This window comes from Sulfobacillus harzensis, from assembly GCF_012933365.1.
GTDB lineage: Bacteria > Bacillota > Sulfobacillia > Sulfobacillales > Sulfobacillaceae > Sulfobacillus_B > Sulfobacillus_B harzensis.
Map to the genome: position 1 here is coordinate 1 of NZ_JABBVZ010000105.1, position 11267 is coordinate 11267.

Annotated in this window: 9 protein-coding genes and 1 pseudogene; 5 read left to right on the forward strand and 5 right to left on the reverse strand. The window is 58.5% G+C overall.

The window, feature by feature from the left end; translation table 11 throughout:
- The 4 genes from HIJ39_RS18730 to HIJ39_RS18745 all read left to right on the forward strand — a co-directional run.
- Positions 1-185 (forward strand): helical membrane plugin domain-containing protein (locus tag HIJ39_RS18730; protein WP_169102433.1); only part of this gene is annotated, 185 nt, incomplete at its 5' end.
- Between the two features lie 659 nt (positions 186-844).
- Positions 845-2260: an APC family permease gene (locus tag HIJ39_RS18735; protein WP_169102434.1), complete on the forward strand. Its 1416-nt coding sequence runs from the start codon at positions 845-847 to the stop codon at positions 2258-2260.
- 11 nt (positions 2261-2271) lie between these two features.
- On the forward strand, positions 2272-3399 hold the full coding sequence (gene solA / locus HIJ39_RS18740; RefSeq protein ID WP_169102435.1) for an N-methyl-L-tryptophan oxidase: 1128 nt from the start codon (positions 2272-2274) through the stop codon (positions 3397-3399).
- Between the two features lie 506 nt (positions 3400-3905).
- Positions 3906-4778 carry a COX15/CtaA family protein gene (locus HIJ39_RS18745; protein ID WP_169102437.1) on the forward strand — a complete coding sequence of 291 codons (873 nt, stop codon included), beginning with the start codon at positions 3906-3908 and terminating at the stop codon, positions 4776-4778.
- Between the two features lie 331 nt (positions 4779-5109).
- On the opposite strand, the gene HIJ39_RS18750 is transcribed toward HIJ39_RS18745, so the two are convergent.
- From HIJ39_RS18750 to HIJ39_RS18770, 5 genes are all read right to left on the reverse strand, one after another.
- Entirely contained in the window at positions 5110-5838 is a 729-nt protein-coding gene (locus tag HIJ39_RS18750) for an HAD family hydrolase (protein ID WP_169102439.1), read from the reverse strand.
- An 18-nt stretch (positions 5839-5856) separates the two neighbouring features.
- Positions 5857-7332 (reverse strand): aldehyde dehydrogenase family protein, encoded by a 1476-nt coding sequence (locus HIJ39_RS18755; protein ID WP_169102441.1) that lies wholly within the window; start codon positions 7330-7332, stop codon positions 5857-5859.
- Entirely contained in the window at positions 7329-7757 is a 429-nt protein-coding gene (locus tag HIJ39_RS18760; RefSeq protein ID WP_169102443.1) for a hypothetical protein, read from the reverse strand. The genes HIJ39_RS18755 and HIJ39_RS18760 overlap by 4 nt, the downstream gene beginning before the upstream one ends.
- A gap of 189 nt (positions 7758-7946) precedes the next feature.
- Positions 7947-8885 (reverse strand): alcohol dehydrogenase catalytic domain-containing protein, encoded by a 939-nt coding sequence (locus HIJ39_RS18765; protein ID WP_169102445.1) that lies wholly within the window; start codon positions 8883-8885, stop codon positions 7947-7949.
- A 96-nt stretch (positions 8886-8981) separates the two neighbouring features.
- The gene (locus HIJ39_RS18770) at positions 8982-10046 is read right to left on the reverse strand and encodes a class II aldolase/adducin family protein (protein ID WP_169102447.1); all 1065 of its coding nucleotides are present in this window, start codon (positions 10044-10046) and stop codon (positions 8982-8984) included.
- 891 nt (positions 10047-10937) lie between these two features.
- Between HIJ39_RS18770 and HIJ39_RS18775 the strand changes: the two are divergent.
- Positions 10938-11267 (forward strand): annotated as a pseudogene (locus HIJ39_RS18775) (hypothetical protein); the annotation flags it as partial.

The following is an 11267-nucleotide window of genomic DNA, read 5'->3' on the forward strand; positions in this document are numbered from 1 at the left end:
TCGACTTAGGGATTCGGGCCACCCACGCGCTGTCGGACGTGACCGAAACGGTTCGCAACGACACGTCGCGGGTGACGGTGACCGGTCTCATGCGGAGTTTGAAGGACCCCGAAATCCAATATAGCGTGAAGCTCATGATGGGACTCTTGCGCCGTTTGCCGCAAATACTCGCGGAAGCCGACTAAAAGGCCGCGGAATGGAGCCCCCGGAAGCAGACTGACGCACAGGCAATGCCGCGCGTGTGACGGCATGACTTCCGGGGGTGTTTTCTTTTGGGAAAAGAGAAACGCACGTTCTGAATACGGCAGCATTACATAACAACGGCATCCAACAAGGGTAGCCTCCGCTCGAAGAAATCTTCGAATCATCCGAAGCCTTGGATGTTAGCCAGCAACAATGGGTCTCCCGGCTATATGCGTGATATGATGACGTGCCGTGCCTGGCGGCGGTCAGGATTTCTGACGGCTGCTTCAACAAGGATTTGTTCCTGGCTGTCGTTGACTCCAAAATGCCGTCGACCGTGAGATAAACGGGAACGGTCGACTTTGGCCAACGCATCCACTTGCAGAGGGGCGTCCCCTCGCTCTGTTTCAGGAATAGTAAAAAGCACAGCCTTCTTCGGGTGTCAAACCGGGTCATCTCACCGACTTCCGCGGTAATCGTGGTCGTCACCACCCGGATGGGCTGGATGAGGTGATGCGCCTCGACTTCTACGAGACCCGGTGTAGAGCGTACTTATTTGTTCCAAAGGGTAGAAGCGCGTTCCATTTTTGAAGGAATTTCCGAGAATGTAGCGAATACCGAATGTTTATTCCCCCACACAAAACAATAGGAGGTTGCCGTCATGGCACAATCACCATCCACACGATTGGGCGACAAAGGCCGAAAAATCACGCTTATCCAAGCCATCGGGTACTCTATCGCCTTGCGAGCGCCCACCGCGTCCATGGCTTTGAACACCTCCTTGGCCGCGAGCATGGCCGGAAGAGCTGTTCCCTTGGTTATGCTGGGATCCCTCGTCGGGGTTATCCTCATGGCCCTGCCGTTCATTAAGTTTACACGCCGCTATGTACACGCTGGCTCGATTTATAACTTCAACAGTCACGTACTCGGGTCTTCAACCGGGTTTGTCTCAGGATGGGTGTTGCTTCTGTCATATTTGGGCTTTGCTTTTGGCGGGATTGCATTAATCGGCGACTTCGGACAGGCTTTGTTAAGTCAACTCGGCCTAAATATCCCCTGGGGGCCCATAGCTTTGGTGGGAACCGGCATCGTCTACCTGATGATTACCCGGGAGATCAAAATATCGACTACCGTGGCCCTAACTCTGGAAGGGCTCTCGGTCCTAGCCATGATCATTCTGTCGGTCGTGATTGTCGGACGAGGAGGTGCCGCTCATCACTTGACGGCTCTGCCTTTCGTCCCCGCGAGCGGCATGTGGAAAGGCGTGGCTTTTGCCATGGTCTTCGGCTTTCTCTCGTATTTTGGTTTCGACGTCGCGGCAACCATCGGCGAGGAGACGCATAACCCGCGCCGCAACATCCCCATTGCCATTTTGGCCAACTTGGTGCTCGCGGGAATCCTGTACGTGTTTGTGTCTTATGCGCAAACCATCGGTTTCGGCGTCACAGCTGAAGGCATCAAAACGTTCGCTGGCACGGGCGCACCCTTAGGCCTGCTCGCCGACCGTTATGTGGGGTCCGCCATGGGTGTCGGGATCGACATCGGCGCTGTGTTCAGTGGATTCGCGGCAACCATGGCCGCTATGCAAGCCGCGTCTCGCCTCTTGTTTGCGCTCGGTCGAGATGGCGTGCTTCCCCAAAGCCTCGGTACGGTCAGCGCGAAGTCCGGCGCTCCCGTCCGCTCTATCAGCGTCGTGGTCATCGTTGGTCTGATGGTGATGTTGGTTCCGTCAATATGGGGAACCTCAGCTGCCAATATGTTTGGCTACGTGGGCACGGTCGGTGTTCTGGGATTCTTGGTGTCTTATGGCCTTACAAGCATTGCAGACATGGTCAACGAAAGCCGAACCGGCACCAATAAGGGACTCAAGGTCGGGCTGGCGATTTTGGCCCTACTTATCATTCTTTACACACTGTATGCCAACTTGTACCCCGTTCCGCCGATGCCCTACATGTTGTTCCCGTACTTGACGGCTGCGTGGATTCTGGCCGGTGTCATCCTGATGATGCAAAAGCCAACCCTCAAAGACGATATAAACCGAGCGTTGGCCGCTCATGAACGCCAAATCGACCTATAGGAGCATCGAACATGCGCAAACATTACGACCTCGCCGTCGTCGGGCTTGGTATCATGGGTTCCTCGACCCTGTACGCGGCGGCCCGTAGAGGATTGTCTGTCATCGGCTTAGAACAGTCTCCGGAACTTCCCCACGCGTCCGGATCCTCCCACGGGCAAACGCGGGTCATCCGCCAGGCTTATTTCGAACATCCAGATTATGTACCCCTCATCCAGCGAGCTTATCGGGCGTGGCATGAGTTGGAGCAGGAGTCCGGAACACGGGTGCTCTTTCAGACCGGCGGACTCATGATGGGATCACCATCATCGGCAGCCGTCAGCGGGGCCATCGAGGCTGCTGAACGACACCACTTGCCCTATGAAGTTTGGGACAGCGCCACGGTTAGCGCTCGCTTTCCTGCATTCCATCTACCGGAAAGTGAGGTCGCTGTCTACGAAGAAGCCGCTGGATATCTTCTGGCAGAAGGGGCATGGTCGTCCTTTTTGTCGGTGGCTCGCGCACGCGGCGCGGTGGTACAACTTGGCTCTCGGGTCACAGAATGGGACACTTCCGCCGACAGGATACGCCTGAATGCCAACGGCAGTGTCATCGAAGCGGACCGTTTGGTTATCACCGCGGGCCCCTGGATTCGCCATCTTTGGCCATCCTTGCCCGTCTGGGTCGAACGCCAAACGCCGTTTTGGCTTGACGACGCGTATGTGGCTGCCCTCGGCGATTACCCGATTTACCTCCACGAGGATCCTGAGGGTCAGCATGTCTACGGATTTCCCTATCGAGCCGGCGAGGGCCTCAAAATTGCGCGCCACCACGGAGGTGTCCGCTGCACCACGGAAACCGTCAGCCGCGAGGTCACTGCCAAGGACGAAGAGGCTCTGCGGGCCGGACTCGGATTTTTTCCCGCCGCCAAGGCCGCATCGGTGGCGCAATCTTCGGTCTGTCTCTATACAAACACTCCCGATGAACATTTCGTCGTCGGCCAACTCCCAGGAAGCCACGGCCGTATCGTCGTTGGCGCGGGTTTTTCCGGGCATGGATTCAAGTTCGCCTCAATCATGGGGGACTTGTTGGTCCAGCAAGCCTTCACAGACATGCCACTGCAAGAACTGGCGCTGTTCTCCCCTGAAAGGCTCCACCTTTGATGGAGCGTGGCCGAGGATTGGCGGCTACCGTTCGCCATAGACACCCGTCCCGCTTCCCAGGTAGGGCGGGCTGCGACCGGCTTGGCCCCCATTTTTTCGGGGGCCGTGGGGACGCCAAGCGGTAAAGGACCGGCTTCGGGTTCGTTCCGGAGCCGGATCTTCATGCAGGAAAATATACGCGAGGCTGGGCAGAACGGTGTTGACCAGCGGTTGTCACCATGAGTTGACGTTAGCCTGTGGACGGCTTACATCCACCGCACGGAACACGAAGGCCGTTTGGGGATTTTGAATTAGACTTAGCAACCGCGACGAATGGCCGTATGGGGGCTTATCAGAACCGCAGGCTAACGGCTTCTTTACCCCTCATTGAAATGGCCGGCGATATAGGGTCAATCGGACCGGGAGATTGGGGTCGAAGGTCCATAGGAATGCTCCCTTCAAGTGAAGAAAGGCGTAACATGTTTCGGAAGGGTTTGTCCGAGGCGCGTCTGAAGGGAGGCATATTCGTGGGTAACGCGAAACCGCTCGGTGCACCCAGCCTGGGCTTACGGTTGGCCGGATTTGTCAGCATGGCCGGAATTGTCGGTGTCAATGCCATGGGGGTCGTGGATCATGACACCAAATCCGGTATGGGATGCGGGGCTCACTGGCCCCTGTGCCATGGAGCGCTCATTCCGGCATTCTCGAACGAAGCCGTCATCATCGAGTATGTACATCGTCTTTTGACCCTTGGATTCACGATTGCCTTAGTCGTCTTTCTCTTCGACGCGCTGCGTCGATACCGGACCGAGCGGTTGTGGAAATACCTGAGCCGGTTGCTCACCGGACTGTTGGTTGTCGAAACAATAATCTGCACGGCCGGTGTTCTTTGGGCTGTGCCGAACGCCATTATGGCATGGCTAATGCCTGTGGGACTGGCGGCACAGGCGCTCTTGTGGCTAATGGTAAGGCGGAATGTCCGCACGCGTCCGCTTGGGAAAGAGGGAGAGGCGGGCAGACTCCACGCATCAACCATCAGTTTGGCGGCTCTGGCGCTCTTCGGATATCTCTACTTGGGAGCTTGGATCTCCTATGCTGGTCCTGCTGGGCTGACACGTGGGTTGATGGTGGTGGCCGGTATCCTGTTGGCCCTCTTCGGCCTAGCCTGGATCGTTCGCGATCGGCAAGCGGGGGTTGCCATTCCATACATGGCGTGGCCGTTCCTGGCTGCACCGTTTGTGGTCCGATTTTCCAGAACCACCATCATGGGGGATTTGGCGGTCTATGTGTGGCTGTCATGGTTGACCGGGATGTTTGCGCTGCGCGTCATGGCTGGTCTCAGAGGGCCGGGAACCAGAGTCGTGGAAAGTCAGTCCGTGGGGGACGCCTCATCGGCGTGAAGCCTCCCGGCTACAGTATTCCTGTAGCCGAGAACAGGCGTGTCTCCAACGCGCATGCGCGTGGGGAGACGATACCTAGATGGGGGCAATCTCCAGGGGGCATAAACCACGAATCCAGCAACAGGATAAGCCCACTGCAGTGAGCGATTCATTGCCGCATCATAAGTCGATCCCTGGGTTTCATGGCGATGTCGCAGTAAGTGCTGGGCTTGATCGATGCGCCTCTGGATTGAGGAAAGCTGAGCCCGGCGACAAATGATCTTGCCGCCGTCAGCAACGGCGGAAGGTATGGGTTACACAACCAAGCCGATCTCGAGAGATTTTCGCCGCATTACTCCTCGGGGGATTGGGGTTCTTCTGACATGTTGACGCCATCGTACTCGGTCAATTCCTCCGCCAATTGCAACAGCGTGCCGGAGCGGCCCACGTTTAGGGACCCCATCGGTCGGCCGGTATAATAGGTGGCCATGCCTATCGTCCTGGCGGCCATGTCATCGAAGGGGTTGTCACCCACCATGAGACACGACTCCGGGGAGACCCCAAGTCGTTCGGCCACTTCGAGAAAATAGGCGGGATAGGGTTTAGTGGAGAAAAATTGGTCGGTGGCGATGACGTCCCAGTTCACGTCATCAAGTTGGGCGCGATCCAGACGGTTGTGTACCACGGCCGAGTGATAGATGGGCGTGGTCGCTACGGCGATTTTCAGACCGCGTGCCTGTGCTGCTGCCACAGCGCGGCGGCTGCCCGGCATGGGCCGACCTCCGGGGAGAATTTTCGCGGCCTCGGACAGGCTAAAGGCGTCGATTCTTCGTGACAACTCGGCGGGGCTCACTCCCAAGGACTCGCCTAGCGCGTCCATAAGCGCGGCACGGTTGGTTTTTTGAGGATGGGCTGCGGCCAGGGCTCCGGCGGCCGCCGACCAGAGAGCCTGGACGAAGGCATCCGCATCCACCCAGGGATGCAAGTACCTTGCCAGTTGGGCCATGTAGTCCTCAAGAAATGCATCCCCGTCGATGTCGAGCAGCGTCCCATCCAAATCGAAGAGTACCGCTTTCAGCATCCTGTTCACTCCTGCCATCTAGAAATATGTCATTGGTTGATCATTGAGATCAACGATGACGGTCTTCTCTTCGAGATACTCGTCGAGGCCCGAAGCCCCCAATTCCCGACCCAACCCGCTCATCTTGAAACCCCCAAAGGGTGCGGTGGGAGTCAATACCTGCACCGTATTGATCCAGACGGTTCCCGCCTCTATGGCACGGGCCATGCGCATCGCCCGCCCCACATCGCGGGTGAATACGGACGCGGCCAATCCATATTCAGTGGCATTTGCCAGCTTGATCGCGTCGTGCTCCGTGTCAAAGGGGCATACCGCCGCTACAGGACCGAACAGTTCGCGCTGGAACAGGGACATCGTAGGCGCAACATCCGCAACGACAGTCGGGGCGAACAGGAATCCGGGACCGGTAAGCGCCGTGCCCCCCGTCAGCACGCGGGCGCCAGCGCGGCAGGCGGCGTCGATCTCCGCCTCAAGCAGATGCATGCGAGCCTCGGAAATCACTGGGCCGATGTCAATGGAGGGGTCTAAGGCATGCCCCACCCTAAGGTCCGCTGTGCGCTCCGTCAACCGCGCCACAAATGATTCGTAGAGGCTGGATTGAACCAGTACACGGGTCGTGGCTTGGCAGACCTGGCCGCTGTTGAAGAAGTTGCCGAAGAGAGTCTGCGAGACTGCCTCCTCAAGATCGACATCGTCGAACACAATGAGCGGAGATTTTCCGCCAAGTTCCAGGCTGACCCGTTTGATGGTGTCGGCACTCGCGCGCAGGATGTCTTTTCCGGTTTTGGTTTCCCCCGTGAACGCGATTTTCGCGACCTGGGCGTGTCGCACGAGGGAGGCACCCACCTCATCCCCTCCGGGTACGATATTGACAACCCCGTCGGGTACGCCGGCACGCTGCAACAATGGACCGAGCTCCAGGGCCGTCACCGGTGATTCGGGCGCAGGCTTGAGCACCACGGTGCAACCCGCGCCGAGGGCTGCCGCCAATTTCCAGCTGGGCAGCATCACGGGGAAATTCCATGGTGTAATGAGGCCGGCTACGCCGACTGGCTCCTTGAGCGTCATCGCAAGATACTGGGGAGGCGCTCCGGGGATGTCGACCGGCATGGTTTTCCCAGTCACGGAAGGAATCAATCCGGCGAAAAATTCGAAAGCCGCGGCGGCGTAGGGCACCTCGATAAATCGTGCTGCTCCAAGCGGCATCCCCATTTCTGCCGCTATGCGTTCCGCCCACTCCACGTCGGCCTCGCGGAGCAAGGCTGCAACCGCCATCAGGGTGCGTTGGCGTTCCAGTGGCGGAAGTTTCCGCCAACGGCCGTCCTCGTGGGCCTCCCTGGCCAAGCGGCAGGCGGTGTCCAACTGCTTGGCGTCGGCCGCAGGGACTTCCCAGAGCCGCGATCCGTCGGACGGCGAATGAATAACCAGCGGGTCACCTTTGCCCGGGATAAATTGTCCATTGATCCAAGGCCCCGTCGGCGCCAAGGCGGTCATCGTCCTACCTCTAAGAGGTCGCTTCGGCCGATTTCCTGCAAGTACTCCCGGTAAAGCGGGTAGATGGTGTCCAAATGCGGAATGAGCTTCATAGCGCGAGATAGCGGGCCATGCGCAACCACTTGTTGGCGGGCAAGTGCCTGTTGGAGATTGACGCGGCCCAGCCAGAATCGGTGCGCCGTATCCCCATCTTGTTCGAACGTCAGCAAGACGGAATCGGTCGGGGAACCGTACGCCACCCGGAATGGAAGGGGAGCATTCGGGCTCTCCGGAATCCACCGGATGCGCGTTGCCGGATTGCGAAAGACGAATTCTAGCGTGCCCCCGATTTGGTGAATCAGGTATGCTTGCTCAACGCTCCTCAAACGCTCGAAGAAATTACCCAGAACATCTTCCAAGGCTTGTGCGCTCTCAAACACCGCCATTTTACTCCTCCCCTTCATTTACCAAGTAATGACGCTCCGCCCGCCTTTAGCGGCGACCAGATCATCGAACGCGCGGTTCACGTCACGGAGCGAATAGCGTCGCTGAATCAGTGGGGCAATGCGCAACAGCCCGGCCTGCCACAGTGCACCCAGCCGGGGAATGTCGCGAAGTGGGACCCCGGATCCATATCACGAGCCCGTTAGGGTCTTTTCTTGGGAGACAAAGGCGAAGGCGTTCAACGCCACCGAGTCGTTGGGTTCGGGAACGCCTACAGCCACGGCGGTGCCGCCCTTGCGCGCGGCGTTGAACGCCAGTGCCAAAAGGTCCGCTCGTCCCACGGCATCAAAGGCCACGTCGACGCCCACGTCCCCGGTCAGGTCCAAAACCTGTAATAAGGGGTTCCCGTCGTCGGGATTGACGACTTCTGTGGCACCCAACTCTCGCGCCAACTGTCGATTGGCTTCCGAGGGATCGACGGCGATGATGCGGGCGGCGCCACGTATGCGGGCACCCTGCACGATGTTGAGGCCCACTCCCCCCACGCCGATGACCAGAACAGCGTCGCCGGGCCGTATGGGCGCACGGAAGGCGGCACCGATGCCCGTCTGCACCGCGCACCCCAACAGCGACGCCTCGTCGAACGGCATGGCGCCGGGGACGGGGATAGCGCTCGCTTCCGAGATCACCACGTAATCCGCCAAGGTACCTGTCGAAGAAAAGACCGACACGGCCGCGCCATTGGTCGTCGTGACGCGCGTCGCGCCGGTGGGAAGGTACCCGTTGACGGCAGCATCGTTGGCGCTTTCGCACAATTCCGGTTGGCCGTCCACACACCGCGGGCACTGACCGCAGGAAGGAAGCCAACTGAGCACGACCCGGTCACCTGGAGCCACCCGGGTGACTCCAGATCCGATGGTGCGAACGATGCCGGCACCTTCGTGTCCGAGCACGAGGGGCACGGGAAGGGGCAAGTGTCCGGTTACGGCATGCCAATCTGAATGGCAAACCCCCGAGGCTCGCATTTCCACTAATACCTCGCCGGGGCCGGGATCATCAAGCGACAGGTCAGCCACTTCCACCGGTCGACCGTAGTCGAACAACACAGCAGCAGAAATTTTTAGGGGCACAATGTCACTCCTTAAAAATGATCTTGGCGTCAAACAAAACTGCTTAACTTAATGGCTATGGGCTCTGGGCGGGAGGTATTCACCGATCAAAAACATTTAGACCATAGGAACTTGAGCCAACACACGACCTTCCAGCCGCTCCAAGATGTCGGGGAAATTGGGTCCCGTAGCGGTGATGCCGTGGTTCCGCAACCCGATGATGGTGCGCTCCGGGTGCGGATCTTGGTCTAGCAGTACGGACATGGCATTGCCCATTTCCACCGTGCCGCAGGGATAATTGACGCTGGTCGTCGGAACGCCGTTTACCCACGCATGGATGTGGATGATGGCGCCAATTTCAGGATGCTTTTGGTACACACCCCAATGTTCGATCGCGTCCACTGACACCCTCAAGGGTTCGGACCCGGGAGCCACCGAGAGTCGCATGGCCCGAATGTCGGGGTCGTAGCCCTTTACCAGCAGAATGTCGTGGCTGACGGTGCCGATCTTGCCCTTGTCGATTCCGCTGGCTGACATCCAGAACTGCCCGTCGCGATGCTGCGCGCTCAGATTCCCGTAGCTAAGTCCCCCGATGTTAAAGACGCGTTTTAGGTGCCGGTAATCGTCAGCCGGTAGCATTTCCGCCACGGGGTAAGGAGCCGGAAAGAGATCCCATGCGGCGAGCCGTCGGCTTGCGTCGCGCATCTCACGGGTGATTTGGTTCCCCTGCCATAGTGCCTCAGGCAAGTCCTCATCAAATATGTTGTCAATTACGAGGTGCGACGTAGCCAACGGCTCAATCCGTTCGTACAGGATCTCCGGCCACTCAGCAAGGTCGTGCGAGACTTGATAGTTTCCGAGTTCAGGGGTCACGAGATACGTAGTGTCTAGTCCGGCGCCGCTGATTACAAGATTGGCCAAGGACCGCACTAGGAGGGGATACAACTGTTGTAAGGGGTTGGTCAACGGCTCGTTCCACGGAATCAGGCTGACCACGAAGGTAGCTTGTGAGTGACGACGGAACGGACGCGCCCGTCGGGGGGACACAAGATGAAAGACCAGACCAGCTTTTTCCGCATCGCGCGTCTCTTCGTGCCCATGGTTGCGCATGGCGCGGTCGAGGGCGGCGTGCACGGTCTGGAACCAGGGGGACGGATCCACCCCATCAAAGTGGTAACGCATATCTATTCTTCCTCCTTACCAAGCAAGCGCTTGCTTGCAATCATGCCAGGTCTCGGGCGAAAGAGCAAGACCTAATCTAACTGGCAAAAATGTTCCGGAGTGTTGCGGCGGCTGCCCCCGGCGCTAGTCCTACCGGGGCCCCTTATGCTGTTGCCTTAAGCTGAACGCTTAAGCAGCATGGGCGTAACCGGATGGCACACTATCACTATCCGGGGGAGATACATTTGATCCAGGACTTGTCTAACCACGACCGGAAAAACGCAACGCTTTCGGCTGCGAATGCCGTCGGTGCCGCAGTAAGAAAAATTCATGGGGCATGACAGGCAGCTGATCGTTCGCATTGCGGCCGTATTCACAGTCGCGGTCCACCGAGGATCGTGGCGATGGCCCGCAAACGTTCCCTCTTCAGAGCTGCATCCGGTGGATATGGTCTTTCACCGAAGGTTTACTCTACGCCATAATGGGGGATTCCAACTACATCAAGGCATTGTCCGATCTGTAGGGGTGCGTTGGTTGGGTCGAAATCCCGGATATATGGCTCGCCCAACGGCGGAGTACCCGGATTAGGGACGTGCGGACGGCACAAAAGGGGTCATTAGGCCCTTGGCCTTTTGCAAAAAACCTCAAATGCTGTGGGTAACGGAGGGTTTCGGTTTACCCAGTCATTGTGCCCTCTGCACCCCGCATGCCCTGCCCTTGTATATGACATTTAGAGGCCGAGGAGGGGTGTGCCGGGATTGGTATTAACGAGACTCTTAAAGCCACGGTGGCCAAAGCCCGTCAGCGGCGTGCACTTATGGTGGGTTCTTTGGCCTCGTCCTTGGCCGAAACGGCGTTTCTCGGGGCACGGTGCGATAAAGCATTCATGGCATCAAAGGAGGCCGATAGGCCGTGATGACGAGCAGCGGGGCGAGGTCGCGGGCATCATGGACAGAGTCTGCAATCTGGGCTGGCGCGCACGCCATTAATGATGGGTATCCCACCCTTTATCTGCCGTTGCTGCCGATCTTGATGCAGCGATGGCACTTTGCCGCGGCCCAGGCCGGTCTGCTGGCTGGATTGTTAGCCCTCACGACACAAGCTCTGCAGCCCCTGCTGGGAGCGTGGGCAGATCGCCGTGGGGGTCCCTGGTTTATTGTCGGAGGCCTAGGAGCTTTTTCAAAAATTGACCCGGACGGCTCCGCGGACGGGTGTCAAAATTCGCTGGGGTGGGCGGCCATT